23 protein-coding genes and 1 tRNA gene are annotated in these 26034 nt (G+C 72.0%); 18 read left to right on the plus strand and 6 right to left on the minus strand.

Translation table 11 applies throughout. The features are described from left to right. Positions 1–265: 265 nt before the first annotated feature. The 5 genes from ABZ845_RS22095 to ABZ845_RS22115 all read left to right on the plus strand — a co-directional run bounded on the left by ABZ845_RS22095 (position 266) and on the right by ABZ845_RS22115 (position 7888). Positions 266–1159 carry an FAD binding domain-containing protein gene (locus ABZ845_RS22095; RefSeq protein ID WP_360982227.1) on the plus strand — a complete coding sequence of 298 codons (894 nt, stop codon included), beginning with the start codon at positions 266–268 and terminating at the stop codon, positions 1157–1159. Then, positions 1156–2703, plus strand: coding sequence for a (2Fe-2S)-binding protein (locus ABZ845_RS22100; RefSeq protein WP_360982229.1), 1548 nt, complete (start codon positions 1156–1158; stop codon positions 2701–2703). The genes ABZ845_RS22095 and ABZ845_RS22100 overlap by 4 nt, the downstream gene beginning before the upstream one ends. Then, complete coding sequence (locus tag ABZ845_RS22105) at positions 2700–5003, plus strand: molybdopterin cofactor-binding domain-containing protein (RefSeq protein WP_360982231.1); 2304 nt, start codon at positions 2700–2702, stop codon at positions 5001–5003. Before ABZ845_RS22100 ends, ABZ845_RS22105 begins: the two co-directional genes overlap by 4 nt. Before the next feature lie 257 nt (positions 5004–5260). Beyond that, positions 5261–6505: an SUKH-4 family immunity protein gene (locus tag ABZ845_RS22110; RefSeq protein ID WP_360982233.1), complete on the plus strand. Its 1245-nt coding sequence runs from the start codon at positions 5261–5263 to the stop codon at positions 6503–6505. A 168-nt stretch (positions 6506–6673) separates the two neighbouring features. After that, positions 6674–7888 carry an alpha/beta fold hydrolase gene (locus ABZ845_RS22115; RefSeq protein WP_360982235.1) on the plus strand — a complete coding sequence of 405 codons (1215 nt, stop codon included), beginning with the start codon at positions 6674–6676 and terminating at the stop codon, positions 7886–7888. A gap of 116 nt (positions 7889–8004) precedes the next feature. Here ABZ845_RS22115 and ABZ845_RS22120 read toward each other — a convergent pair. After that, positions 8005–8079 (minus strand) — tRNA-Cys (locus tag ABZ845_RS22120). A gap of 220 nt (positions 8080–8299) precedes the next feature. On the opposite strand from ABZ845_RS22120, the gene ABZ845_RS22125 reads away from it, so the two are divergent. From ABZ845_RS22125 to ABZ845_RS22140, 4 genes are all read left to right on the plus strand, one after another. After that, entirely contained in the window at positions 8300–9763 is a 1464-nt protein-coding gene (locus tag ABZ845_RS22125; protein ID WP_360982237.1) for an MFS transporter, read from the plus strand. A 158-nt stretch (positions 9764–9921) separates the two neighbouring features. Continuing rightward, the gene (locus tag ABZ845_RS22130) at positions 9922–11727 is read left to right on the plus strand and encodes a DEAD/DEAH box helicase (protein ID WP_360982239.1); all 1806 of its coding nucleotides are present in this window, start codon (positions 9922–9924) and stop codon (positions 11725–11727) included. A 400-nt stretch (positions 11728–12127) separates the two neighbouring features. After that, positions 12128–12769 (plus strand): helix-turn-helix domain-containing protein, encoded by a 642-nt coding sequence (locus ABZ845_RS22135; protein WP_360982241.1) that lies wholly within the window; start codon positions 12128–12130, stop codon positions 12767–12769. A 76-nt stretch (positions 12770–12845) separates the two neighbouring features. Next, entirely contained in the window at positions 12846–13637 is a 792-nt protein-coding gene (locus ABZ845_RS22140) for a S16 family serine protease (RefSeq protein ID WP_360982243.1), read from the plus strand. Between the two features lie 138 nt (positions 13638–13775). Here the strand turns inward: ABZ845_RS22140 and ABZ845_RS22145 are convergent, their stop codons facing one another. From ABZ845_RS22145 to ABZ845_RS22155, 3 genes are read right to left on the minus strand one after another with little or no spacing between them, the layout of a single operon-like run. Further along, complete coding sequence (locus ABZ845_RS22145) at positions 13776–14600, minus strand: ABC transporter permease (protein WP_360982245.1); 825 nt, start codon at positions 14598–14600, stop codon at positions 13776–13778. After that, positions 14597–15277 carry an ABC transporter permease subunit gene (locus ABZ845_RS22150; RefSeq protein WP_360982247.1) on the minus strand — a complete coding sequence of 227 codons (681 nt, stop codon included), beginning with the start codon at positions 15275–15277 and terminating at the stop codon, positions 14597–14599. Before ABZ845_RS22150 ends, ABZ845_RS22145 begins: the two co-directional genes overlap by 4 nt. Before the next feature lie 33 nt (positions 15278–15310). Then, positions 15311–15790, minus strand: a complete 480-nt coding sequence (locus tag ABZ845_RS22155; RefSeq protein ID WP_360982402.1) for an Lrp/AsnC family transcriptional regulator — start codon at positions 15788–15790, stop codon at positions 15311–15313. 122 nt (positions 15791–15912) lie between these two features. On the opposite strand from ABZ845_RS22155, the gene hppD reads away from it, so the two are divergent. The 7 genes from hppD to ABZ845_RS22190 all read left to right on the plus strand — a co-directional run bounded on the left by hppD (position 15913) and on the right by ABZ845_RS22190 (position 22487). Next, positions 15913–17058: a 4-hydroxyphenylpyruvate dioxygenase gene (gene hppD / locus ABZ845_RS22160; RefSeq protein WP_360982250.1), complete on the plus strand. Its 1146-nt coding sequence runs from the start codon at positions 15913–15915 to the stop codon at positions 17056–17058. A gap of 118 nt (positions 17059–17176) precedes the next feature. Further along, positions 17177–18583, plus strand: coding sequence for an FAD-linked oxidase C-terminal domain-containing protein (locus ABZ845_RS22165; RefSeq protein ID WP_360982252.1), 1407 nt, complete (start codon positions 17177–17179; stop codon positions 18581–18583). Positions 18584–18606: 23 nt separating this feature from the next. Next, entirely contained in the window at positions 18607–18837 is a 231-nt protein-coding gene (locus tag ABZ845_RS22170; RefSeq protein ID WP_360982254.1) for a hypothetical protein, read from the plus strand. Between the two features lie 113 nt (positions 18838–18950). Further along, the gene (locus tag ABZ845_RS22175; protein WP_360982404.1) at positions 18951–19268 is read left to right on the plus strand and encodes a barstar family protein; all 318 of its coding nucleotides are present in this window, start codon (positions 18951–18953) and stop codon (positions 19266–19268) included. A gap of 128 nt (positions 19269–19396) precedes the next feature. Continuing rightward, on the plus strand, positions 19397–20029 hold the full coding sequence (locus tag ABZ845_RS22180) for an RNA polymerase sigma factor (protein WP_360982256.1): 633 nt from the start codon (positions 19397–19399) through the stop codon (positions 20027–20029). Beyond that, a complete protein-coding gene (locus tag ABZ845_RS22185; RefSeq protein ID WP_360982258.1) occupies positions 20026–21087 on the plus strand; it encodes a CU044_5270 family protein in 1062 nt (353 codons plus the stop codon). The genes ABZ845_RS22180 and ABZ845_RS22185 overlap by 4 nt, the downstream gene beginning before the upstream one ends. Positions 21088–21356: 269 nt before the next feature. After that, positions 21357–22487 (plus strand): acyltransferase, encoded by a 1131-nt coding sequence (locus ABZ845_RS22190; RefSeq protein WP_360982260.1) that lies wholly within the window; start codon positions 21357–21359, stop codon positions 22485–22487. A 19-nt stretch (positions 22488–22506) separates the two neighbouring features. Here ABZ845_RS22190 and ABZ845_RS22195 read toward each other — a convergent pair whose 3' ends face one another. Continuing rightward, positions 22507–22950 carry an SsgA family sporulation/cell division regulator gene (locus tag ABZ845_RS22195; RefSeq protein ID WP_360982262.1) on the minus strand — a complete coding sequence of 148 codons (444 nt, stop codon included), beginning with the start codon at positions 22948–22950 and terminating at the stop codon, positions 22507–22509. 271 nt (positions 22951–23221) lie between these two features. Here ABZ845_RS22195 and ABZ845_RS22200 point away from each other — a divergent pair, with 271 nt between their 5' ends. Then, positions 23222–24682, plus strand: a complete 1461-nt coding sequence (locus ABZ845_RS22200) for an RDD family protein (protein ID WP_360982264.1) — start codon at positions 23222–23224, stop codon at positions 24680–24682. A 54-nt stretch (positions 24683–24736) separates the two neighbouring features. After that, a complete protein-coding gene (locus ABZ845_RS22205; RefSeq protein WP_360982266.1) occupies positions 24737–25579 on the plus strand; it encodes an RDD family protein in 843 nt (280 codons plus the stop codon). A gap of 89 nt (positions 25580–25668) precedes the next feature. Here ABZ845_RS22205 and ABZ845_RS22210 read toward each other — a convergent pair whose 3' ends face one another. Next, positions 25669–25977, minus strand: coding sequence for a hypothetical protein (locus ABZ845_RS22210; RefSeq protein WP_360982268.1), 309 nt, complete (start codon positions 25975–25977; stop codon positions 25669–25671). Positions 25978–26034: the final 57 nt, after the last annotated feature.

Here is a 26034-nt window from a genome sequence, read left to right on the forward strand (position 1 = left end):
TACGGAAGACCGGCGGGGGAGCCCCGCACGGGAGACGGGCCAGGGGAAAACGCCCACAAGGGCACCGGAGGGCGGGAATTCCCCCTCATCGGCGATCCGGTGACAAAACGGACCATCTCCCTGGTGAAGGGGCGAACGGCTCCTAGCGGACCCCCGCGTCGGGGGCCGGGAAAGATGTGCCAGAGTTGCCACGTCCGCCCTGTCAGCACGTACCGTACGGCATCACAGGCAGGACCAGGTGGGGCAGCGGGAAGGGGCAGCCGGTTTGACCACGCACGCACCGCAGGCGGCGCAGGCCGTGACGCTGCCCGCCTCGCTGGACGAGGCCGTGGCGGCGCTGGCCGCCCTGCCGGCCGCCGTCCCCGTGGCGGGTGGCACCGACCTCATGGCCGCGGTCAATTCCGGACAGCTGCGGCCCGCCGCGCTGGTCGGTCTCGGCCGTATCAGCGAGATCCGCGGCTGGCAGTACCAGGACGGCCACGCGCTGCTCGGCGCCGGGCTCACCCACGCGCGCATGGGCCGCCCCGACTTCGCGGCCCTCATCCCGGCCCTCGCGGCGGCCGCGAGGGCGGCCGGACCGCCGCACATCCGCAACGCGGGCACCCTGGGCGGCAACATCGCCTCGGCCGCCCCCACCGGGGACTCGCTTCCGGTGCTTGCCGCCCTGGAGGCCACGCTGATCATCGCGGGCCAGGGCGGAGCCCGCCGCGAGATCCCCGTCTCGCATCTGCTCGCCGGCATGGAGATGCTGCGCGCGGGCGAGCTCATCGGCTACGTGCGCGTGCCGCTGCTGCACGCCCCGCAGGTCTTCCTGAAGGCGACCGGACGCACCGGCCCGGGACGCGCCGTCGCGTCCGTGGCCCTCGTCCTCGACCCGGCCCGGCGCGGTGTGCGCTGCGCCGTCGGCGCCATCGCGCCGATGCCGCTGCGTCCCCTGGAGGCCGAGCAGTGGGTCGCCCAGCTCATCGACTGGGACAACAGCCGCGCGATCGTCCCCCAGGCGCTCACCGCGTTCGGCGAGTACGTCGCCGCGGCCTGCATCCCCGATGCCGAGCCCGCCGAGGACGGCACCGTGCAGCAGCTTCCACCCGCCGTACTGCACCTGCGGCGCACCGTCGCCGCGCTGGCCCGACGAGCGTTGGGGAGGGCACTGTCGTGACCGACGACCAGCACCCGGAGGACGCCCCCCATGCCCCCCAAGGGGGCACCCAGGGAACCCAGGGCTCCTGGGAGCGGCTGCCGGGGGAGTACGACGACGGCGCGACCGCCTTCGTCCAGCTTCCCGAGGGCGGCATAGAAGCCCTCCTCGCCTCGCACAGCCCCCTGGCCGCGCCCGGCCACGGGTATGTGCCCCCCTCGTTCACCCCGGCGGCGGGCACGCCCACCGGCCCGGCGGCCGACGGCACCTGGGGCGCGCCCGCCGAGGGCGCCCCGTGGGCCGGCCAGGACCCCGAGGGGCGGGATGGGCCCGGCGACGGGTTCACCTACGACCCCGGGGCGACCGGGCAGTGGCGCTTCGAGGAGGCCGCGCCCCAGGCGCCGTCGGCCGCGCCGGGTCATGACGTCACCGGCCAGTGGTCGATCCCGGTGGCGGGCGGTGATCTGCCCGACGAGTCGGGTGAGTTCACCACGTCCTCCCTCATCGAGCAGTGGGGTGCGACCCCGCCCCCGACGCTGCCGGGTGGTGCGCCCGCGCCCTGGGCGACGGAGACGGCCGAACCGTCCTGGCCGGACGGGGCGCACGAGAGTGCCGCCCACGCGCCGGCCGAGGCCCCTGAGGCCCCTGGAGAGCCGCCCGCGGCGTCGTACGAGGACTCGCGGCCCGGTGGTGACCCCGAGGCTCCCGAGGCCGCTCAGGAGCCACACGAGCCCTTCGGCGCACCGGACGCCGCAGCGGCCGACACCGGCGCGGCGGACCACGACGCGCAGGACGCCGAAGAGACGCCCGCGCCCGTGCACGGCGACGCACCCGCCCTCGCGCCGGAGGCCGCCGACCAGGACGCGGCACCCGCGCAGGACCCGGCCGACGAGCCCGGCCCGGAGCCCGCCCCGCTGCACGACGACCACCCCCTGGTGTCGTACGTCCTGCGGGTGAACGGGTCCGACCGGCCCGTAACCGATGCGTGGATCGGTGAATCGCTCCTGTACGTGCTGCGCGAGCGGCTCGGTCTCGCCGGTGCCAAGGACGGCTGCTCGCAGGGCGAGTGCGGCGCCTGCAACGTCCAGGTCGACGGACGGCTCGTCGCGTCCTGTCTGGTGTCCGCCGTCACCGCCGCGGGCAGTGAGGTGCGGACCGTGGAGGGCCTCGCCGCCGACGGGCAGCCCTCGGACGTGCAGCGGGCGCTCGCCAGGTGCGGCGCCGTGCAGTGCGGTTTCTGCGTACCCGGCATGGCGATGACCGTGCACGACCTGCTGGAGGGCAACCCGGCGCCCACCGAGCTGGAGACGCGCCAGGCGCTGTGCGGCAACCTGTGCCGCTGCTCCGGCTACCGGGGCGTCGTGGAGGCCGTCAAGGAGGTCGTCGCCGAGCGCCAGGCGCACGCGGAGGCGGAGCAGCCGGCCGCCGACACCGAGGAGGCCCGCATCCCGCGCCAGGCGGGTCCCGGAGCGGGCGGCGTTCACCCCTCCGTGTTCGGTGACTCCGTGTTCGGCGGCGCGGCCCCGAACGAGCACCCGTACGGCCAGGACGGAGGCCAGGCGTGAGCAACGAGACCGTCGCCGCGATCACTGCGGAGGCCGCACCCGCCCCCGAGGCGCCGCACGGCCTCGGGGTCTCCCTGCCGTCCACCGACGCATGGGCCAAGACCGAGGGCACCTTCCCGTACGCCGCCGACCTGTGGGCCGAGGGCCTGCTGTGGGCGGCCGTCCTGCGCTCGCCGCACCCGCACGCGCGCATCGTGTCGATCGACATCAGCCACGCGCGCGAGATGCCCGGTGTCCGGGCCGTCATCACGCACGAGGACGTGCCCGGTGCCACGCTGCACGGACGCAGATCGGCCGACCGGCCCGTGTTCGCCTCGGACATCGTGCGTCACCACGGTGAGCCGATCGCGGCCGTCGCCGCCGACCACCCCGACACCGCGCGCCTGGCCGCCGCCGCCGTCATCGTCGAGTACGAGGTGCTCGACCCGGTGACCGACCCCGAACAGGCGTTTGAGGCCGAGCCACTGCACCCGGACGGCAATCTGATCCGCCATATCCCGCTGCGTCACGGCGACCCGGACGCGGTCGGTGAGATCGTCGTCGAGGGGCAGTACCGCATCGGCCGCCAGGACCCCGCCCCCATCGGCGCCGAGGCCGGTCTCGCGGTGCCCCGGCCGGACGGCGGTGTCGAGCTGTACATCGCCTCCACCGACCCGCACGCCGACCGCGACCGCGCCGCCGCGGTCTACGGACTCGAACCCGAGCGGGTGAAGATCGTCGTCACCGGGGTGGCCGGAGCCACGGCCGACCGCGAGGACCCGGGCTTCCAGCTGCCGCTCGGCCTGCTCGCGCTGAGGACCGGCTGCCCGGTCAAGCTGACAGTGACGCGCGAAGAGTCCTTCCTCGGGCACGTCCACCGCCACCCCACCCTGCTGCGCTACCGCCACCACGCGGACACCGAGGGCAAGCTGGTGAAGGTCGAGGCGCAGATCCTGCTGGACGCGGGCGCGTACGCGGACACCTCCTCGGAGGCCCTGGCCGCCGCGGTCTCCTTCGCCTGCGGCCCCTACATCGTCCCGAACGCGTTCATCGAGGGCTGGGCCGTCCGCACCAACAATCCGCCCTCGGGCCATGTGCGCGGCGAGGGCGCGATGCAGGTGTGCGCCGCCTACGAGGCCCAGATGGACAAGCTGGCCAGGAAGCTCGGCGTCGACCCGGCGGAGCTGCGCCTGCGCAATGTCCTGGCGACGGGCGATGCGCTGCCCACCGGCCAGACGGTGACCTGCCCGGCTCCGGTGGCCGAACTGCTCGAGGCCGTGCGGGACTACCCGCTGCCCCAGCTGCCGAAGGACACCCCCGAGGAGGAGTGGCTGCTGCCGGGCGGTCCCGAAGGCGCGGGCGAACCCGGCGCCGTACGCCGGGGCGTCGGATACGGCGTCGGCATGGTGCACATGCTCGGCACGGAAGGCGCGGACGAGGTCTCCACGGCCACGGTGAAGGTGCAGGACGGGGTGGCGACGGTGCTGTGCGCGGCCGTCGAGACCGGCCAGGGCTTCACCACGCTGGCGCGGCAGATCGTCCAGGAGACTCTCGGCATCGAAGAGGTGCACGTGGCGCCCGTCGACACGGACCAGCCGCCGGCGGGGGCGGGCTGCCGAGGCCGTCACACCTGGGTGTCGGGCGGCGCGGTGGAACGTGCCGCCAAGATGGTCCGCACGCAACTGCTGCAACCCCTTGCACACAAGTTCGGTATGTCGACCGAGCTGCTCCAGATCACCGACGGCAAGATCACCTCGTACGACGGTGTGCTGTCGACCACGGTGACCGAGGCGATGGACGGCAAGGAGCTGTGGGCCACGGCCCAGTGCCGCCCGCACCCGACCGAGCCGCTGGACGAGGCGGGCCAGGGCGACGCCTTCGTGGGACTCGCGTTCTGCGCCATCCGCGCGGTGGTGGACGTGGACATCGAGATCGGCTCGGTGCGGGTCGTGGAACTGGCGCTCGCCCAGGACGTCGGCCGGGTCCTGAACCCCAAGCAGCTCGCGGCGCGCCTGGAGGCCGGAGCCACCCAGGGCGTGGGCATCGCCCTCACGGAGAACCTGCGCACGGCCCGTGGCCTGGTCCGCCACCCCGATCTGACGGGCTACGCCCTGCCGACGGCCCTGGACGCGCCCGACATCCGGATCGTCAAACTGGTCGAGGAGCGGGACGTGGTCGCGCCGTTCGGCGCCAAGTCGGTCAGCGCGGTGCCCGTGGTGACTTCCCCCGCGGCCATCGCCTCCGCCGTGCGTGCGGCGACGGGCCGCCCGGTCAACCGTCTGCCGATCCGTCCGCAGGCGGCGGTGGTCACGCCGCAGTGAGCGACGGCGCCGACGTCGTTGATGGTGTCGGTGTCGGTGTCGGTGTCGGTGTCGGTGTCGGTGTCGGTGCCGGGGCGGGCGGGTGCGTCCCGTCCGTGAGAACCCTGAACTTCCCCTGAGACGGGGGAGTCCCCGTGTTGCGCCGGGGGCCGTTGTCAGTGGTGCCCCGTAGTGTTTCCCGCGTTGGGGGAGAGCCGCCCGACGGGGAATCTCTCCCTGCCGTGGGCGCTCTGCGCACGGAAAACGCGGGGGAAGCAATGGGCACGACCGGCGCCGGTGGCGTGATCACGCTGACCGAGGCGGACCTCGATCCATATGTCACGCACGCCGAGACGAGGCAGTTGCTCACAGGGCCCGGACTGCCCTCCGAGGACGCCCTGCTGGGGTTCGGGGCGCTCGCCGGGCAGCCCGCGCTGCGGCGGATCGCCGAGCTCGTGGACGACGCGGAGAAGCTCGCCGAGGAGCTGCGCGACCAGCTGGTCATAGGCGCGCTGCGCACCGTCGACCGCGACTTGGAGTCCCTGGTGCTCAACGGCACCACGGGCGAGGTCTTCACGACGTACATCCACCCGCGCCACCCCGCCCTGATGGACCTCTCGCCGCTGGCTCCCTCGCTGGAGGCGCTGCTGCGGTTCGCGGCGGCGACGCACGAACTGACCGCGTCCCGCGACCCGTTCGCACCGACGGGGTACGGTGCCGAGGCCGTGCGGGAGGCGTCCGAGCGGCTGGCCTCCGTGTTCGCCGCGGACGGCGGGGACGAGGTGGCGCCGTACTGGAGGATGACCGCGCTGATCCGTCCCCTGGCCCGGATCGGCCGACCGGGCGAAGGGCTCGCGCTCGACCTGCCGCCGAGGCTGCTGGACGAGGAGTTCGGCACCGCGGCCATCGTCCGCTTCGAGGACGTCGACTTCCCCGGCGTGCTCACGCACGAGCCGACCCGCCGCTTCCTGAGCGAGGTGGGCCTGCCGGAGAACGGCTACTGGTACGAGCTGGACACGGACGTCCCCCTGCCGACCCTCGCCGAGCACTACGCGGACGACGACGGCTTCCGGGCGGTCTCACTCCCCGAGGGCGCGGAGCGTCTGATACGCCTCGGTTCTCTGCTGGAGGACACGAGCCTGGTCCTGGACGGCGCCACCGGAGCGGTCCTGTGCTTCAGCGAGCCCGACGCGTGCCTGCGCCCGCTGAACGCCGACATTTCCACCCTGGGGTTCACGGTCTGGCTGGTCCACCGCGAGAAGGCGCTCGACACGGAGCACGACCTGACGGCCGAGTACGAGCAGCTGGCCGCCACCATGGCCGGCACCCTTGCCGCGGTCGACCCGGTCGCCTGCGACCGCACGCCCAGAACCCCGCACGACGACGGCCGGCGCTACTGGCCCGAGGCGTTCGAGGACCAGGCGGGCGGCGGGCTGTACGCCCAAGCGCTCCGCGGGAATCGCGGCTCATCATCTGAGGGTTCGTCGTGGCGAGAGCGACGAGCGTGCTGGGCACCCCTTTGAACCCCACGAGCCAGGGTGACCTCCGTACCAGCCAAGCCGGTTACGGCGAGGTGTGTGTCCGGGGGACCGCTGTGGACAGAACTGGACAGTCACCGCCCCTCTCCGGCCTGGAATGTGGACACCGCCCGACAGGAGCCTGGAACGACACTGACGTCAAGGAGAGGTTCCATGGAACGACTGCTGTTTCCCGGTGACGCCCAGTTCTGGTACGAGACCCTGCGCTCGTTCGGTCATATCGCCTACGGAGGCGCCGACTTCGGCGAGGTGGTCTCCACCAGCCGGCGTATCACCGAAGGCGACTACGGCAGTTGGCACGACGCGTGGCTCGCCACCGCCGACCGCGTCGCCGCCGAGGCCCGGCAGGCCCTGGACGCCGGGCACAAGGTCAGCGCCCGCGACGGCTTCCTGCGGGCCTCGAACTACTACCGGTCGGCCGAGTTCTTCCTGCACGGCCACCCGTGCGACCCCCGTCACGAGCACGCCTACGACCGCAGCGTGGCCTGCTTCCGAGCGGCGGCGGCGCTGTACACCCCTCGGATCGAGCCGGTCGAGATCCCGTACGAGGGCACCACCCTGCCCGGCTACCTCTACCGCGCCGACACCTCGGGGGAGCCCCGGCCGACCGTCGTCATGCACAACGGCTTCGACGGCACCGCGGAGGAGATGCACTTCTTCGGGGCGATGGCCGGCGTCGAGCGCGGCTACACCGTGCTGGTCTTCGACGGTCCCGGCCAGCCCGGACCGCTGCACCGCGAGGGACTGGTCTTCCGCCCCGACTGGGAGAACGTGGTGGGTCCGGTACTGGACTTCGCCAAGGGGCTGCCCGAGGTCGACGACGAGCGGATCGCCCTGCTCGGCAACAGCATGGGCGGCCTCCTCGCCCCCCGGGCGGCGGCGTTCGACCACCGCCTGGCCGCGGTGATCGCCCTCGACGGCGTCTACGACCTGGGGCCCGCGGTGACCAACCTCCTGCCGGGCGAGCGCGCCGAGGTGGAACGACGGCTGCGAGCCGACTCCGACCCGGAGCTAGACGCCCTGCTCGACCGGATGACCGCCGAGAACCCCGTGCTGCGCTGGGCGATCAACCACGGCATGTACGTCATGGGCGCGGCCACCCCCCGGGCGTTCGGCGCCGCCTATCTCGACTACCACCTCCGCGACGGCATCGCGTCGCAGATCCGGTGCCCCGCCCTGATCTGCGACGCCGCCGAGGATCTGTTCTTCGCCGGACAGGCCCGTCGGCTCTACGACGACCTCACCTGCCCCAGGACCTTCCTGGAGTTCACGGCGGAGGAGGGCGCCGACGCCCACTGCCAGGCGGGCGCCCAGCGGCTCGCTCTGGCCCGGATCTACGACTGGCTCGACGACACGCTCGGACACTGACGGCGCCTTCGGGGTGCGGCGCCCGCCGGACAGTTGCCCGGCGGACGCCCGCCGACAGGCGTCGTCCCCCGGCACCCCACGGGGTGCCGTCCCTTCGCTCCGCCTGCCCGGGGCGATGGAGACCGTGGCGGGATTCGAACCCGCGTCAATCGCTTTGCAGGCGATTCCCTGAGCCGCTCGGGTACACGGTCGAGGCCAGGTGCGGCACGGCTCACTCGTTCCGACCTGACGCATCGACCGTACGGGCGGGCGATCGGAGGGTTCAAGGCAATCGCGGGCACCGCAACGGGACTGCCATACGCCGTTCATGAACGACCGGCCGTCGTACGACGGGTCGTACGACCAAGGTCCCAGCCGATCACCGTCTCCGGACAGGAGCCAATGTCGGCCGGGCCCCTTACTCTGACCCGCATGGCAGCCCTGGAACCCCGCGACACAGACGTCGCCGACCTCGCTTCCGTACGGTCGGACGACACCGGCGGTGTGCTCAGCGCGCCGTACCGGGCGCTGAGCATCGGCACCGTCTCCGTCATCCTGCTCATCGCCTTCGAGGCGACGGCGGTCGGTACGGCGATGCCGGTCGCGGCGCGCGAGCTGCACGGGGTGTCGCTGTACGCCTTCGCGTTCTCCGGCTACTTCACGACAAGTCTGTCCGGCATGGTCCTCGCCGGGCAGTGGTCGGACCGCAGGGGCCCGCTCGGGTCGCTGGCCTGCGGGATCGCCGCCTTCGCCGCCGGGCTGCTGATGTGCGGGACGGCCGGGGCGATGTGGCTGTTCATCCTGGGGCGGGCCGTGCAGGGCCTCGGCGGCGGACTTGTGATCGTCGCCCTGTACGTCGTGGTGGGCCGCGCCTATCCGGAGCGGCTGCGGCCCGCCATCATGGCGGCGTTCGCCGCGGGCTGGGTCGTCCCGTCCGTGGTCGGACCGCTGGCGGCGGGCACGGTGACCGAGGAGCTCGGCTGGCGCTGGGTGTTCATCGGCATCCCCGTGCTGGTGGTCTTCCCGCTGGCCCTCGCCCTGCCCCAGATACGCCGCCGGGCGGGCGGGCCCGTCGAACAGGCGGTCGCGGCCCCGTTCGACATGCGCCGCATCCGCCTCGCGCTCGGCATCTCGCTCGGCGCCGGACTGCTCCAGTACGCCGCCCAGCACGCGTCCGCCCCCGGCGGCGCGCGGTGGACGGCCCTCCTGCCAGGCGTCGCGGGCGCCGCCCTGCTGGTCCCGGCGGCGCTCGGACTGCTGCCCCGCGGCACCTACCGGGCGGCGCGCGGGCTGCCGTCCGTGGTGCTGCTGCGCGGAGTCGCGGACGGCGCGTTCATCGGGGCAGAGACCTTCGTGCCCCTGATGCTGGTCACCCAGCGGGGGCTGTCGCCGACCATGGCCGGATTCTCGCTCGCGGCGGGCGGCGCCACCTGGGCCGTCGGATCGTATGTGCAGGCGAGGCCGCGCCTGGAGCCGTACCGGGAACGGCTGGTGACGTTCGGCATGCTGCTCGTCGCGGTGTCGATCGCCGCCGTCCCTACCGTGCTCATCCACGCGGTGCCCGTGTGGACCGTCGCCGTCGCCTACGGTGTCGGCTGCTTCGGCATGGGCCTGGTCCTGTCCTCGGCCAGTGTCCTGCTCCTCCAGTTGTCCGCCCCCGAAGAGGCGGGCGCCAACTCGGCGGCCCTGCAGATCTCCGACGGCCTCTCCAACATCGTTCTGCTCTCCGCGGGCGGCGCCGCGTTCGCTGCGCTCGGCGGGGGCACCATCGCCCCCTCGGCCACCCGGGCGGCCACCGGCGGCTCCCACCCGGCCGCCTTCGCCGCGGTGTTCCTGTCGATGGCGGCGGTGGCGCTGGCGGGCGCCTGGGTGACGACCCGGCTGCGGGAGCGCTGACTCCAAGGGGCCCGGCCCGGGCCCGGCTCGCTGATCTGTGACCCGTGTCGCACCCGGGGAGGATGCGGAGCGGTCGGCCCGGACGAGGGCCGGGCACACCGGTAGGGTGGCCCGGTTGTCATACGTAGCCGAGCCGCCCGACCCCACCCACGGAGACCGTGACTACCACCACCGCTGCCAGCTCCAGTTCCTCACACCACCTCTCCCCGGCGTTCCCCGGCCGCGCCCCCTGGGGCACGGCCGGCAAGCTGCGTGCCTGGCAGCAGGGCGCGATGGAGAAGTATGTCCAGGAGCAGCCGCGCGACTTCCTTGCCGTCGCCACGCCCGGCGCCGGCAAGACGACCTTCGCGCTGACGCTCGCGTCCTGGCTGCTGCACCACCACGTCGTGCAGCAGGTGACCGTGGTCGCTCCCACCGAACACCTCAAGAAGCAGTGGGCGGAGGCCGCGGCGCGGATCGGGATCAAGCTCGACCCCGAGTACAGCGCCGGACCGCTCGGCCGGGAGTACCACGGCGTCGCCGTCACCTACGCGGGCGTCGGCGTGCGTCCCATGCTGCACCGCAACCGCGTCGAGCAGCGCAAGACCCTCGTCATCCTCGACGAGATCCACCACGCCGGTGACTCGAAGTCCTGGGGCGAGGCCTGCCTGGAGGCCTTCGAGCCCGCCACCCGCCGGCTCACCCTCACCGGCACGCCGTTCCGGTCGGACACCAACCCGATCCCCTTCGTGACGTACGAGGAAGGCCAGGACGGCATCCGCCGTTCGGCCGCCGACTACACGTACGGATACGGGTCCGCTCTCGCGGACGGGGTCGTGCGGCCGGTCATATTCCTCTCCTACAGCGGCAACATGCGCTGGCGCACCAAGGCGGGCGACGAGATCGCCGCCCGGCTCGGCGAGCCCATGACCAAGGACGCCGTCAGCCAGGCCTGGCGCACGGCACTCGACGCGCGCGGCGAATGGATGCCCAGCGTGCTGCGCGCCGCCGACCAGCGGCTGACCGAGGTCCGCAAGGCCATCCCGGACGCCGGCGCCCTCGTCATCGCCTCCGACCAGGAGGCGGCCCGCGCCTACGCCAAGCTCATCCGCGAGATCACCGGGCACCGGGCGACGCTCGTGCTGTCCGACGACACCGGGGCCTCCGACCGCATCGACGAGTTCAGCCACGGCCAGGACCGCTGGATGGTCGCGGTGCGCATGGTGTCCGAGGGCGTCGACGTGCCGCGCCTGGCCGTCGGGGTGTACGCCACCACCATCTCCACCCCGCTGTTCTTCGCCCAGGCGGTCGGCCGTTTCGTACGGTCCCGGCGCCGCGGCGAGACCGCCTCCGTCTTCCTCCCCACGGTCCCCGACCTCCTCACCTTCGCCAACGAGATGGAGGTCGAGCGCGACCACGTCCTCGACAAGCCGAAGAAGCAGGGCGAGGAAGAGGACCCGTACGCCGAGTCCGAGAAGGAGATGGAGGAGGCCAACCGGGAGCAGGACGAGGACACCGGCGAACAGGACATGCTGCCCTTCGAGGCGCTCGAGTCCGACGCCGTCTTCGACCGGGTCATGTACAACGGTGCCGAGTTCGGCATGCAGGCCCACCCCGGCAGCGAGGAGGAACAGGACTACCTGGGCATTCCGGGCCTCCTTGAACCCGACCAGGTCCAGCTGCTGCTCCAGAAGCGCCAGGCCCGGCAGATCGCGCACAGCCGCAAGAAGCCGGACACCGAGGCCGACCTCCTCGAGCTTCCCGCCGAACGGCGACCCGTGGTCACCCACAAGGAACTGCTGGAGCTGCGCAAGCGGCTCAACACGATGGTCGGCGCGTACGCCCATCAGAGCGGCAAACCGCACGGAGTGATCCACAACGAACTGCGCCGTGTGTGCGGCGGCCCCCCGAGCGCCGAGTGCACGGGGGGCCAGCTCCGTCAGCGCATCGCGAAGGTCCAGGAGTGGGCGACACGCATGCGCTGAGCACGCCCGGGATGCGCGCGAAGCGCGCTCTTCGGGGGCGCGGGGCCACAGACGGTGTGCGGCTCACCCGCGCGGGCGCGGCCGGCCACAGCGAACCCTCGGCTTACGCACAGCCGACGCCGAGGGAAGCGCAGCGCAAACTGCGCAAACCCAAGCAGTATTCCCAACTCCACGACCGGATTCTGGACAGAGGCTTCCGCTGAGCGAACCGGCTCGCTACTGTCACGCTACGCATACGCCCCGTGGCAGCGCCGCCGCGGAGCGCAGCCGTGAAACGACCGAGTCCGGGAGCCCCCGGGCCGTCGGCCGATCGGCGGCCTCTGAAGCGCGTCGCCGACGGGACTCGGTGACGTCGACCGCTGCGGGGGACCGCCGACCTCATCACCCAGGAGGGGGCGTCGTGACCGCTGAGACCTCTCAGACGCTCGACCGGGGCCTCAGAGTCCTCAAGCTGCTCGCCGACACGGACCACGGGCTGACCGTCACGGAGCTGTCCACCAAGCTCGGCGTCAACCGGACCGTGGTGTACCGGTTGCTGGCCACCCTGGAGCAGCACTCCCTCGTGCGCCGCGATCTGGGGGGCCGCGCCCGTGTGGGCCTCGGTGTGCTGCGCCTCAGCCGCCAGGTGCACCCGCTGGTACGGGAGGCCGCGCTGCCCGCGCTGCGCTCGCTCGCCGAGGACATAGGGGCCACCGCGCACCTCACGCTGGTCGACGGCGCGGAGGCGCTGGCCGTCGCCGTGGTCGAGCCGACGTGGACGGACTACCACGTGGCGTACCGGGCGGGGTTCCGGCATTCGCTCGACAAGGGGGCCGCCGGCCGGGCGATACTCGAGGCCCGCCGGCGACCGGCCGTCGGGCCCGGCTACACGTTGACCTACGGAGAGCTGGAGACCGGGGCGAGCGGTGCCGCCGCGCCGCTGGTCGGTGTGATCGGCATCGAGGGCAGTGTGGGTGTCGTCATGCTGTCGGACGCGGTGCCCGAGAGGGTGGGACCCCGGGTGGTGGACGCCGCACGCGAGGTGGCCGAGGCGCTGCGCTGACGTCCCGGGGACCGCCCCGGGCACCGGTCCCGGTCCGGGACCTGGCCAAGAGGCACCGTCACGTTAGATTGATCCCGTGTTCTCTCGTCTCTCGCGCCGCAAGGCCGTCGCCGTCTGCGCCCTGCCCGCCGTGGCCCTGATCGCCACGGCGCTGTTCGCGCCGCTGCCGTTCTCCGTGGCGCAGCCCGGCCTCACGGCCAACGTGCTGGGGGCGAACCAGGGCGCCGCCGTGATCACGATCAGCGGGGCACCCACCCGTACGACCAGCGGTCAGCTGCGGATGACGACGATCGAGGCGACGGGCCCCGACGCACGTGTCTCCCTCGGTGATGTGATCGACGGCTGGTTCCGTACGGACCGCGCGGTGCTGCCGCGCGACTCGGTCTACCCGAGCGGCAACAGCGTCAAGCAGATCGAACAGCACAACACCGAGCAGATGAAGCAGTCCCAGGACGCGGCGACGCGGGCGGCACTGAAGTATCTGGACCTCGGCGGCAAGGACGTCAAGGTCACGCTGAAGCTCGCGGATGTGGGCGGGCCCAGTGCCGGCCTGCTGTTCACCCTCGGCATCATCGACAAACTGCACGGCGACGGGCACGGCGGCGATCTCACGGGGGGCCGCACCGTGGCGGGTACGGGCACGATCGACGATGCCGGGCGGGTCGGGGCGGTCGGCGGCGTCGCCCTCAAGACGCAGGCCGCGCGCCGCGACGGTGCGACCGTCTTCCTGGTGCCGAAGGCGGAGTGCTCCGACGCGAAGGCGGAGCTGCCGCAGGGGTTGAGGCTCGTGCCGGTGACCACGCTGAACGGGGCGGTCGACGCGCTGACGGCGCTGGAGAACGGCAAGGGCTCGGTACCCAGCTGCTGAACCCGGGGGATTCGCGCGGTTCCCCGCGCCCCCGTGAAGTGCGCTCCGGTGCGATGTCGCCCGCGGCGCCCTGGTGGCTGGTCGCGCGGTTCCCCGCGCCCCTGAAGGGGCGCGCTTCGCGTGCATCGACTCCGGGACCTACGAGGCCTTCGGGTTCCCCTTCGCCAGCCACGGGCGTACCAGGAGTTCCGCCACCGAGGCCATCCAGTCGACCAGGAGCGCCAGCGCCACCGTGAGGATCGAGCCGAGCAGGAGCACCGGCATGCGGTGATGGGCGATGCCGGTCGTGATCAGCACACCCAGCCCGCCGCCCCCGCCGAAGGCGGCCAGGGTCGCTGTGCCGACGTTCAGGACCAGCGCCGTGCGCACCCCCGCGAGGATCGTCGGGGCGGCCAGGGGCAGTTCCACCCGGGTCAGCACCCTCAGCGGCGACATGCCGATGCCCCGCGCGGCCTGAAGGATCTTCGGATCGCTTTCCTTCAGCCCCGCGACGGTCTTCGAAAGGACGGGCAGGACCGCGCAGACCACGATCCCGGCCAGGGCCGCCGTCCGGCCGGTGCCGAACCACAGCACCAGCAGCGCGAGCAGGCCGATCGCCGGGGTCCTGCGGCTCATCGCGGCGACCGCCGTCGCCGCGGGCATGACCCTGAGACACGCCTCCTGGCATGCCTGGCGGGTGAGCAGGATGCCCAGCGGAAGCGCGATCAGCAGCACCAGGACCGTGGCCGCCGCCGTCAGTTCGACGTGCTGCCACAAGGCCCTCGACACCTGCCCCCGTGACAGCGCGTCCTGGGAACCCAGGTCCAGGTGCGCCTGCCGGAACCCCAGCAGCGTCGTCAGCAGCACGACCACCAGGGCCGTCGGCAGGACGGTCAGCTTCTGCCAGGTGAGCAGGGGCTGCGCGGGAGCCGGTTCGGCCCGTGTCCCGGTCTCCTCCTGCTCCCTCACCTCGGATGTGGTCACGTCGGCCTCTCCTCCGGTTGTGCGGGTACCGAGGGCCTCCCGGAGAGCGTCAGCCGTCCGAGGAGCAGATATGCCGCGTCGAACAGCAGCGAGAGGACGACGATCCCGAGCGTCCCGGCGAGCACCTCGTTGAGGGCGTTCTTGCTGCCCGGGGCGCCGAGGCCGCGGAAGATCTCATTGCCGAGGCCGGGCCCCGAGGCGCACGCGGCGATGGCGGCCACGCCCATCAGCAGCCGGGTGGAGGTCCGCATCCCGGTCAGGATCGAGGGCCAGGCCTCCGGCAGCTCCACCCGGACCAGCCGGACCGGGTGCGGCAGACCACCGCGTGCCGTGTTCGCCATGTCCGCACGCGGCATGCCGACCGTGCGCAGGCCCACGATGGAGCTCCGCACGACCGGCAGCAGCCCGCACAGTGTCAGCGCGGCGACCGTCGGCGCCGCGCCCAGGCCCACGACCGGCACCAGCAGACCGATCACCGCCAGGGCGGGGACGGTCCGAAAGCCGCCGGTGGTGGCCGCAGCGAGCCGGCCCGCCCGATCGCTGCGGCAGGCGACGACGGCGATCAGCACGCCGAGCACCGCCGCGCAGGCCGTGCACTGGAAGACCACGCCGGCGTGCCGGAAGGCGTCCATGAGCAGCTGATGGTGGCAGCTGGCCAAGTACTCCCAGAAGCTCACGTGCGCTCACCCCGGTCGGCTAGGTTCTCCCGGTCATGCTCTCTCCCGGTCCTGCGCCGCCTGCTCCACCAGCGGGATGATCCGCAGCGGTACGGCGTTCTCCATGACGATCGCCGTGGAGGCCCGGACGATGCCATCAAAGCCGACAACCCGGTCGATCACACGTTGGAGATCGGCATTCGAGCGAGCCACCAGCCGGCAGAGCATGTCTCCGCTGCCCGTGGTGGTGTGCAGTTCCAGGACCTCCGGAACGGTCGCCAAGTGAGCCCGTACGTCCGCTCCTTGCCCCTGCCGGATCTCCAGGGTCGCGAAGGCGGTGACCGGGTAGCCGAGCGCGGCGGGGTCCACCTCGGGGCCGAATCCCCGGATCACTCCATTGGACTGAAGGCGGTCGAGCCGCGCCTGCGCCGTGCCGCGCGCCACCCCGAGGCGGCGGGACATCTCCAGCACCCCGATGCGCGGCTCCCGCGCCAGCAGCACAATGAGCCGGGCGTCCAGATGATCGATCGCCATGCCGCACTCCAGGATGGTCATCATGTACAGAACGTCCGCCGGTATCGGCGCGTCTCTGAGCATATTGCCCAGCGGATACACGAACTATTGCGCACCTTGCGAGTAGGGGTGAGGCTGCGGCCATGACCCAGACCACACACCACACCCCGAACACCGCGCGTGAGGCAGACCCCTTCCCGGTCAAGGGAATGGACGCGGTCGTCTTCGCCGTGGGCAACGCCAAGCAGGCCGCGCACTACTACTCCACCGCCTTCGGCATGCAGCTCGTGGCGTACTCCGGACCGGAGAACGGCAGCCGCGAGACCGCGTCGTACGTCCTGGAGAACGGCTCGGCGCGATTCGTCTTCACCTCCGTCATCAAGGCCGGCACCGACTGGGGCCGCTTCCTCGACCGGCATGTGGCCGAGCACGGCGACGGCGTCGTCGACCTCTCCATCGAGGTCCCGGACGCGCGCGCCGCGTACGCGTACGCCATCGAGCACGGCGCCACCTCGGTCGCCGAGCCGTACGAACTCAAGGACGAGAACGGCATCGTCGTGATGGCCGCCATCGCCACCTACGGCGAGACACGCCACACCCTGGTGGAGCGCACCGACTACGACGGGCCGTACCTGCCCGGGTTCGTCGCCGCCTCCCCGATCGTGGCGCCGCCCGAGCACCGCACCTTCCAGGCGATCGACCACTGCGTCGGCAACGTCGAACTCGGCCGCATGAACGAGTGGGTGGAGTTCTACAACAAGGTCATGGGCTTCACGAACATGAAGGAGTTCGTGGGCGACGACATCGCGACCGAGTACAGCGCGCTGATGTCCAAGGTCGTGGCCGACGGCACGCTCAAGGTCAAGTTCCCGATCAACGAGCCCGCCATCGCCCAGAAGAAGTCGCAGATCGACGAGTACCTGGAGTTCTACGGCGGCCCCGGCGTCCAGCACATCGCGCTCAACACGAACGACATCGTGCGCACGGTGCAGACGATGCGGGCGGCCGGTGTGCAGTTCCTCGACACCCCGGACTCGTACTACGACACCCTCGGTGAGTGGGTCGGCGACACCCGTGTCCCCGTCGAGACCCTGCGCGAGCAGAAGATCCTCGCCGACCGCGACGAGGACGGCTATCTGCTGCAGATCTTCACCAAGCCGGTCCAGGACCGTCCGACGGTCTTCTTCGAGATCATCGAGCGGCACGGCTCCATGGGCTTCGGGAAGGGCAACTTCAAGGCCCTGTTCGAGGCCATCGAGCGGGAGCAGGCCAAGCGCGGCAACCTGTGACCCGGTGACCGGCGGCACGGCTCCCCGTGTCCCGCGAGCTCCACGGGGGGTCCGCGGGACACGGGGGTCGGGGGGACGGGCGCGCGGGGTTCACACCGCCGCCCCCTGGTGCCACGCTGTGATCATGAGCCGTATCGAAGCCCCGCGCGACGAAGACACCGGCAACCTCCTCGACCGCCTCAGGGCCGGGCTGCCGACCGGGGCCGTCCTGAGCGACCCCGGCGTCACGGCCTCGTACGCGAACGACATGGCGAGCTTCTGCGCGGCCGGCACCCCCGCCGCGGTGGTGCTGCCGCGCACCGTCGAGCAGGTCCAGCACGTCATGCGCACCGCCTGCGAGCTGCGCGTCCCGGTCGTGCCGCAGGGCGCCCGCACCGGCCTGTCGGGCGCGGCGAACGCCTCGGACGGCTGCATCGTGCTCTCCCTGACGAAGATGGACCGGATCCTGGAGATCAATCCGGTCGACCGCGTCGCCGTCGTCGAACCCGGCGTCATCAACGCCACGCTCTCCCGCGCGGTGGAGGAACACGGCCTCTGCTATCCGCCGGACCCCTCCAGCTGGGAGATGTGCACCATCGGCGGCAACATCGGCACGGCCTCCGGCGGGCTGTGCTGTGTGAAGTACGGCGTCACGGCCGAGTACATCCTCGGGCTGGACGTCGTCCTGGCCGACGGACGCCTGATGTCCACCGGCCGTCGTACGGCCAAGGGCGTCGCGGGCTACGACCTCACCCGGCTCTTCGTCGGCTCCGAGGGCTCGCTCGGCATCGTCGTACGCGCGACCCTCGCCCTGAGGCCGAAGCCGCCGCAACAACTGGTCCTCGCCGCCGAGTTCGCGTCCGCGGCCGAGGCCTGCGACGCCGTGTGCCGCATCATGACGGGTGGCCATGTGCCGTCCCTGCTCGAACTGATGGACCGTACGACGGTCAAGGCCGTCAACGACCTCGCGCACATGGGCCTGCCGGAGTCGACCGAGGCCCTGCTCCTGGCCGCCTTCGACACCCCGGACCCGGCCGCCGACCTCGGGGCCGTCGGTGCGCTGTGCGAGGCCGCGGGCGCCACCCAGGTCGTACCGGCCGACGACGCCGCCGAGTCCGAACTGCTGCTGAAGGCACGGAGGCTGTCGCTCACCGCGCTGGAGGCCGTCAAGGGCACGACGATGATCGACGATGTGTGCGTGCCCCGCTCCCGGCTCGGCGAGATGCTCGAGGGAATCGAGCGGATCGCCGAGAAGTACCGGCTCACCATCGGGGTCTGCGCCCACGCGGGCGACGGCAACACACACCCGACCGTCTGCTTCGACGCCCAGGACCCCGACGAATCACGGCGCGCCCGCGAGTCCTTCGACGAGATCATGGCCCTCGGCCTGGAACTCGGCGGCACGATCACCGGCGAACACGGGGTGGGCGTCCTGAAGAAGGAGTGGCTGGCGCGCGAACTCGGGCCGGTGGCCGTCGAGATGCAGCGGGCCGTCAAACAGGTCTTCGACCCACTCGGCATCCTCAACCCGGGCAAGGTGTTCTGAGAGGCGTCGCCGGTGCCCAGCGCATGGGGCCGTCCGCGCCGAAGCCGTTCGAAAACAGTGGGAAAGGCAACGCCTGCAAACTTCCCGAATTCGATAGCCAGGGAAAGCCGATCCGATACGCAGAATGGGGCACGGTGCAGTCGGTCGACAACCCGAATTGGGGTGGTGAGAGGATCGTGACCGGGTCCGACGGATCGGCCTACTGCACTCCGACCCACTACCAGACCTACATCGTCATGGAGACCGGCAAATGAGCGATGCCATGTGGTGGGCGCCGGAAGGGGCGGGCGTCCACGTCTCCTCGGCTGACTCCATGATCCCCATTTCGCGAGCTCTGCCCCCCACTGGACTGATCTACTCGGCCCGCATGCAGGGAAGGGAAATGCGCGACACGGACGGGGTGTTCACGCAGTTCTACGAGGCACTGCGTCTGCCGAACTACTTCGGCTGGAACTGGGACGCGCTCCGGGACTGCCTGTGCGATCTCCACTGCCTCAGCGCCAAACACTTTCTCGTCGTCATCGAGGATGCCGATACCGTACTCCCCGAGAGCCCCCAAGAACGCGAGATCCTCTTTCGCGCCCTGGACGACACCGCGGAGTTCTGGGCGGGTCGACCCGAACTTCCGGGCCAGGGAAAGACCACCTTCGAAGCGGTTCTGCTGGGCCCGGGCAAGGTGTTCTGAGAGGCTTCGACGGGAGAGGACACCGTGGTCCGGTCCGCGCCGCGGCGGTCCGGGACGCACGCCCCTGAGCCATGTGGCGTGTGTCACGTTCCGGGAACCGGTCCCGGCCGGCCGGACAGTCCGAGGGTATGGAGATGAGTGTGCGTGCCCGGATACGGGCGGGAGATCCCGATGCGTTCGGGTCCCTCTTCGACGACTACGCCCGGGCGGTGTACAACCATGCCTTCCGGCTGACCGGCGATTGGTCGGCAGCCGAGGACGTGCTGTCCTTGACCTTCCTGGAGGCATGGCGGCTGCGGGAGTCGCTGGATCTGGACGGCGGTTCGCTGCGGCCCTGGCTGCTGGGTATCGCGACCAACACCGCGAGGAACACCCGCCGTGCGGCCCGCCGGCATGAGGCCGCTGTCGGCCGCTTGCCGCGCGAGGAGGTCTTCCCGGACTTCGCCGATGACCTGGTCGGCCGCATCGACGACGCGGCCCAGATCGCGGTGCTCCAGACGGCGCTGTCCCGGTTGCGCCGCTCGGAGCGGGAGGTGCTCGCGCTGTGCGTATGGTCCCGGCTGGACTACGCGACCGCGGCCAAGGCGCTGGGCATCCCGGTGGGCACCGTCCGTTCACGCCTTTCCCGCGCGCGCAAGAAGCTCCAGAAGTTCACCGGCGCGGCGGTTCCGCCCGGCAACGGGAACTCGGTCACGGACCGCGGACAGGCAGAAGACGGCCGCACTTGCGCGGTCCGGCCCACCCAGGAGGAGACCCGATGAGCCGCAAGTCTTCCCGGCCCACTCCGGCCGAGCGCGCGGAGATCGCCCGGCTGCTGCCGGTCCCGGCCGACCGCGACCTCTTCCCGGGCCGCCACCGCCTTCTCAAGGCCCATCTGTTGGACGAGATCCAGAAGGGCACAGGGGCTTCCTCCTTCTCTCGTCGTTCCGGGCGGCGCCTGGCCTTCGTGCTGGCTCCTGTGGTGGCCGGTGCGATGGCGGCGGCGCTGGCCATCGGCGCGCTGCCCGGCCGACAGCACACCGCTCCCAGGAACGATGCCGCCGCCGGCCGTCATGCCCTCCCGGCCGACTCCACCGAAGTCGGTACTTCGATCACGGGCGGGGCAGTGCGGTTGCTGGACCGGATCGCCACCGTCGCGGCCGACAAGCCCCTCTCCACGGTCCGCGACGACCAGTACGTGTACATCAAGTCCCTGGAGGCGTTCGTGGTGCCCGAAGGGCACGCCCCAGCCGGCGCCCGGCGCACCCTGGAGAAGCCCCACCCGCGACAGGTGTGGATGTCGGTGGACGGCTCCCGCCCCGGGCTGCTGCGTGGGGAGGGCTGTCCCCCCGGTGGTACCTCCCTGGGTACCAACCCCCACCCCTATCTGAACGCCCCGACCTACCGCTACCTGGAATCCCTGCCCACCGACCCCGGTCTGCTGCTGAAGAAGATCTACAAGGACACCAAGGGCGCCGGCCCCAGCCCCGACGAGGAGGCGTTCATCACCATCGGCGACGCACTGCGCGAGCAGATCGCCCCGCCGGAGGTCAGCGCCGCCCTCTACCGGGCCGCCGCGAAGATCCCCGGCGTGACCGTCGTCGACGACGTGGTCGACGCCGCCGGCCGGCACGGCATAGCGGTGGCTTTCCTGCAGGCCGGCGGTGAACGCACCGAATGGATCTTCGACAAGAAGACCCTGGCCCTGCTGGGCGAGCGCAGCGTGATGACCAAGAACACCGCCGGGACCAAGGCCGGACAGGTCACCGTCACCATCGCCATTCTGGACCGAGCGATCGTCGACGAGCCCGGCCAGGCCCCTTCCGCCTCAGCCGCCTGAACCGCCTGGGTCCGGGCCCGGCCGACCTGCCGGGCCCGCGTCCCGGCCGTGCCCGGACCGGCGCGCACAGCGGACGCGGACCCCGGCGCCGTCAGCGGCTATTCACCCGTTCACAGATCTTTTCGTCATCTCTCGGCGGGCTTTGTCGCCTCGTCAGTCCCTGAGAGATGAGGCACCGCCATTACGCAGGCCAGGAGTTCCTTCATGCACGCCCTCCCGTCAGCACGCCGCGAAGCCCCCTTCCCCAGCCGTATCGGGCAGGTGTCCGCATGACGCTGCTCACCGACCAGCCGCGCCACGGCAGCGCACCACAGGTGCTCCCCGCTCCGGGAGATCAACTGCCGTCGCTGACCGCGATGCGATGGGCGGCCGCGTTCGTCGTGTTCGCCTACCACGTGAGCCTGGCCGCCTATTTCGGCGGCCAGGGGGACAAGATCATGCGCTGGGCCTTCAGCGCCGGCGCGGCCGGGGTGTCGTTCTTCTTCATCCTCTCCGGCTTCGTGCTCAGCTGGTCGGTACGCGAGAACGACCGGGCCTGGAGGTTCTGGCGACGTCGGGTCGCCCGCGTCTACCCGGTGCATCTGGTCACCGCCGCCCTGGCCCTGCTGCTGGCCTTCACCCTGTCGCCCGGGATGCGGCCGAACAGCGCGCTGGAGGCCATAGCGAACGTCGCTCTGGTCAGCGCCTGGAAAGCCGAGTGGTGGCAGACATTGAACCCGGTCAGCTGGTCGCTGACCTGCGAAGCCTTCTTCTACGCCGTCTTCCCCGCCCTCTACGCGCTTCTGCGCCGGCTCGGCCCCCGAGCCCTGACGGTGGTGACCGCGACTGCCACGGTGACGGTGATCGCCTGGCCGTGGGCCAACCTGCACTATCCCCTGGGCTGGTGGCTGCCTCACTTCCCACTCACCCGGCTGCCGGAGTTCGTCCTCGGCGCCGCCGCCGCCCGCCTGGTCAAGCTCGGTGCCTGGCGCGGACCCGGCCTGGAAGCCTCCCTGGCCCTCACCCTGGTGGGCTACTTCCTCGTCGTCCAGCTCCCCGCCCCCTACGGCATCGCCGCATGCACCGTGATCGGCCTGACCTGCCTGATCTCGGCCGCCGCCCGCGCCGACCTGAAGGCCGTCCCCTCCCTGTGGCGCCGCCGGTGGCTGGTGCGCCTGGGAGAGTGGTCCTACGCCTTCTACATGATCCACATCCTGGTCATGCGCACCGGTGAAGAGCTCTTCGGCGCCCAACCCCACCTCTCCTTCGGTGCCGGTCTGGCTGCCACCTCTGCCGCCTTTCTCATCTCCCTCACCCTGTCGTGGGCCCTCTACCAATGGGTCGAACAGCCCGGCAGGCGCCTCCTGCTCCGTCCCCAGCGCCGCGCGGCCGGTCCGCGACGCGGGCCGCGACAGGCCTGACGTACCGACCCCGCCCGGCTCACTCGTCCTCCGCGACGGGCGCGCCCTCCTGGGGGCGCGCCAGCAGCCCGGCCAGGCCCTCGTCCATGCCGAGCCGGTCCGCCTCGGACCCCGGGGGAACCAGCCGCAACGTACGCTCCAGCCAGTCCGCCACCGGGGCGGCCGGAGCCTCCAGCAGGGCGTCGCCGTCCGGTGAACTCAGCGCCAGCAGAACGACGGCGCGGCCCCCGACCTTCGTCGGCCACACCCGCACATCCCCGTGCCCGCAGGGCCGGAACACCCCCTCGACCAGCAGATCCCTGGCGAAGGCCCAGCTCACGGCGTGGCCGGGGGCGATGCGGAAGGTGATGTGCACGGCGTACGGGTCGGCGGCGCGGTAGGTGAGCGTGGCCTGGACGGGGACGCTGCACTCGGGCGACACGATGAGTTCGAGCTCCAGCTCGCATTCCACCACGGTGTGCATGAGGTGCGGCTCCTCTCGGGTACGGGGTCCCCCGGCGGGCTGGTCCGCCGGGAGCTGGCCCATACGGGTGAGAGCGGGAGGGCGGGGAGGCATTACGCGAGTTTCCGAGAGTTTTTTTCTGGGAGTGTTCCGGGTGTGTCCCGGTGTGTGAAGGACATGCGCGGTGTCGCCCGGAAAGGGGTGGGTAGGGACGGAGCGGCAGTACTGGCACCCCGGTTCTGATAGATGTGGATGTCCACACAACTCCCCGAGCAGATACGGGACGACGGACATGAGCGCCCCAACCCCGGCATCCGGTGAAGACAGGCCCCGCGAGGGCTACTACCCGGATCCGTCCATTCCTGGATATGTCCGGTACTGGAACGGTGTCGCCTGGGTACCGGGCACCAGCCGCCCAGCGCCCAGCGACGGCCTGCCGCTGTCCCCGCCACCCGGCGCGCGACCCGCCGCGCCCGCGGTGGAGGAGACCGGCCCGCACTTCTTCGACGAGGATCCCGTCGAGGAGTCCGCCGCGCCGAGTCCGGCTGGGGCTCGGCACGACAACCGCCCCGAACCCGCCTCGGCCTGGGGCGCCGACCGCTCCCGGCAGTCGGGCTTCGGCGGCGACCAGGACCGCCGGGTCTCCTGGGGCGACCCCCGGGCCGCGTTCACCCAACGCCCCGACGGCGCCGTGACCCGCACGGACGGCACCGCGACCATCCCGCCCGCGGACCCCGAGCCCGGCACCGGGGCCCCGGAGGGCACGGTGGTCTTCCGGCGGCCCTCCCACGGCGAAGGCGCCGGCACCGGTGCCCAGGGCACCTCCGGCACCGACGGCCCCGCCGCTGCCGAGGGCGCCGCCGCCTTCCGTGCGCTCTCCCCGCGCACGGGGGAGCAGGGCGGGGGCACGGGGGCGACCGCTCCCGGTCAGGGGCAGCGCACCGCCCCGAGCCCCAAGACCGCCGCCGCCCGCCAGGCCCTGGGCCTCGACCCGCACGCTCCGGACCCCGCACCGCGGCGGACCGCCCCGCCGCAGCAGCCCTCGGCGCCCACGGCGGAACCGCCCGGTCAGCAGCGGGCCTCCGGGGTTCCCCCGCAGTCCCCCTCTCCGGCTGCCACGCCCGTGACCACGGGAGCGGGCGGCGGTCAGCCCTCCTGGGCGCAGCAGGTGCACAGGCTGGCCACCCCGGAAGCCGGGGAAGAGGGGCCCGTCGCGCCCTGGAAGCCACCGGTGGAGGACCCGTTCCAGGCAGCCGCGCGGGCGCAGGCGGCGGTCCGTCCGGCGGGGCTCGGCAAGCGGCTGGCCGCCCGGCTGCTGGACACCCTGGTGCTTGCGGCGGTCACGGGCGTGGCCGCCGTACCGCTGGGCACCAAGGCCATCGACCACATCAACGACAAGATCGACGCGGCGAAGCTGTCCGGGCAGACCGTCACCGTCTGGCTGCTCGACGGCACCACCTCCGTGTATCTCGCCGTCGTGCTCGCCGTCCTCCTCGGCTTCGGCGTCATCTACGAGGTGCTGCCCACCGCCAGATGGGGCCGCACGCTCGGCAAGAAGCTGTGCGGAATCGAGGTGCGGGACATCGAGGGCCATGAGCCTCCGGCCTTCGGCGCAGCGCTGCGCCGCTGGCTGGTCTACAGCGTCCCCGGCCTGATCGCGGTCGGTGTCGTCGGCGTCATGTGGTGCCTGTTCGACCGCCCCTGGCACCAGTGCTGGCACGACAAGGCGGCCCACACCTTCGTGGCGGGCTGACCCGGACGGACCTGTACGGATGCGGAGCCGGGGGGTTCGCGGTCGACTCGGGCCATGAGCACCGAACCGCCGCCCCCCGGCTCAGGGGACTCCCCGGACGACGACCCGTTCCGGAAGCCGCCGCCCCCGCCGTCCCAAGGCGGCGGTACCGGTCCGCACTGGGGTACGCCTCCGGGCGGTGAGCCTCCTCCCGGCGGTGAGCCTCCTCCGGGCGGTGAGCCCCCTTACGGCCGGCCCCCGCCCTCCGGCCAGCCTCCCCACGGCGAGCCCCCTCCTCCGCCTCCCCCCGGCGGTCAGCCTCCTTACGGCTCGCCCCCGCCCGGCGCCGGAGGCCCCTACGGCACGCCCCCTCCGTACGGCGGTCCGGGCGGCCCCCACCCGGGGGCGGGCCCCTACGGCGGCTCAGGACCCTATGGCCCGTCCGGCGACTCGGACCCGCTCGCCGGCATGCCTCCGCTCGCGGACAGCGGCAAGCGCGTGCTCGCCCGGATCATCGACATGATCATCGTCGGAATCGTCGTCGTGCTGCTGTCGTGGGCGTTCCACACCACCGAGTACGACATCGGCGCCAACCGTGTGGACACCGGCAAGTCCCTGGGCCAGTCCATCATCGCCGCCGTGCTCTACACCGCCTACGACACCGTCCTGATCGCCCGGTCGGGGCAGACGGTCGGCAAGATGCTGCTGAACATGCGGGTCGCCAATCTGCAGGACGGCTCCAACCCCTCCGTCCAGGCGTCGTTGATGCGCGCGGCGGTGCTGTGGCTCCCGTTCGCGTTCTGCTGTGCCTGCGTCTGGACCGCGATCTGCGGCGGCTGGAGCTTCTTCGACAAGCCCTACAAGCAGGGCCTGCACGACAAGGCGGGCAGGACGGTGGAGGTCAGCACCGGGCCGTAGCGAGCAGCGGCGAGCAGCAGCGAGCCGGAGCACACAGGAGCGGCCGGGCTGCCGGAGGTGCCCTGAAGTGCCCCGTGCGTGCGCTCCGTTCAGGAGTTCGCCGGTTCGTGCACGGACTCGGCGACCGGCTCGGCGCCCGCCGCGGAACGCACGGACGCTGACGCGCGCCCGGCCGCCACGTGCCGGCCGTCCTCGGGCCGGTCCGTGCCGCCCGACGCCGACGCCGACTTCGGCAAGGGCACCGTCATGGCGACGAGCAGTCCGAGCGCGAGCGCCGCGAGGGCGATCACGGCGATCCCCACCCCCGAAGTCGTCTGCGACAGCAGCAGCATGGCGAGGGTCGAGAAGATCACGGTGCAGGAACCGTAGGCGAGCTGTGCGGCGTTCGGACGAGGCATGGCGATTCCTCGGGGTGGCGGCCTCCCCCCGGTGCCTCTCGCGATGGGGGAGGGTGC

This window comes from Streptomyces sp. NPDC047022, from assembly GCF_040644155.1.
In the GTDB taxonomy this organism is placed as follows: Bacteria; Actinomycetota; Actinomycetes; order Streptomycetales; family Streptomycetaceae; genus Streptomyces.

What these genes read in the sequence shown, in the direction of transcription:
- hppD (WP_360982250.1), top strand. Translation starts at nt 15,913, where the DNA reads ATGACCCAGACCACACACCACACCCCGAACACCGCGCGTGAGGCAGAC.
- ABZ845_RS22155 (WP_360982402.1), bottom strand. Translation starts at nt 15,790, where the DNA reads ATGGCGATCGATCATCTGGACGCCCGGCTCATTGTGCTGCTGGCGCGG.
- ABZ845_RS22195 (WP_360982262.1), bottom strand. Translation starts at nt 22,950, where the DNA reads ATGCACACCGTGGTGGAATGCGAGCTGGAGCTCGAACTCATCGTGTCG.
- ABZ845_RS22115 (WP_360982235.1), top strand. Translation starts at nt 6,674, where the DNA reads ATGGAACGACTGCTGTTTCCCGGTGACGCCCAGTTCTGGTACGAGACC.
- ABZ845_RS22185 (WP_360982258.1), top strand. Translation starts at nt 20,026, where the DNA reads ATGAGCCGCAAGTCTTCCCGGCCCACTCCGGCCGAGCGCGCGGAGATC.
- ABZ845_RS22170 (WP_360982254.1), top strand. Translation starts at nt 18,607, where the DNA reads ATGGGGCCGTCCGCGCCGAAGCCGTTCGAAAACAGTGGGAAAGGCAAC.
- ABZ845_RS22190 (WP_360982260.1), top strand. Translation starts at nt 21,357, where the DNA reads ATGACGCTGCTCACCGACCAGCCGCGCCACGGCAGCGCACCACAGGTG.
- ABZ845_RS22205 (WP_360982266.1), top strand. Translation starts at nt 24,737, where the DNA reads ATGAGCACCGAACCGCCGCCCCCCGGCTCAGGGGACTCCCCGGACGAC.
- ABZ845_RS22110 (WP_360982233.1), top strand. Translation starts at nt 5,261, where the DNA reads ATGGGCACGACCGGCGCCGGTGGCGTGATCACGCTGACCGAGGCGGAC.
- ABZ845_RS22210 (WP_360982268.1), bottom strand. Translation starts at nt 25,977, where the DNA reads ATGCCTCGTCCGAACGCCGCACAGCTCGCCTACGGTTCCTGCACCGTG.
- ABZ845_RS22200 (WP_360982264.1), top strand. Translation starts at nt 23,222, where the DNA reads ATGAGCGCCCCAACCCCGGCATCCGGTGAAGACAGGCCCCGCGAGGGC.
- ABZ845_RS22175 (WP_360982404.1), top strand. Translation starts at nt 18,951, where the DNA reads ATGCAGGGAAGGGAAATGCGCGACACGGACGGGGTGTTCACGCAGTTC.
- ABZ845_RS22180 (WP_360982256.1), top strand. Translation starts at nt 19,397, where the DNA reads ATGGAGATGAGTGTGCGTGCCCGGATACGGGCGGGAGATCCCGATGCG.
- ABZ845_RS22125 (WP_360982237.1), top strand. Translation starts at nt 8,300, where the DNA reads ATGGCAGCCCTGGAACCCCGCGACACAGACGTCGCCGACCTCGCTTCC.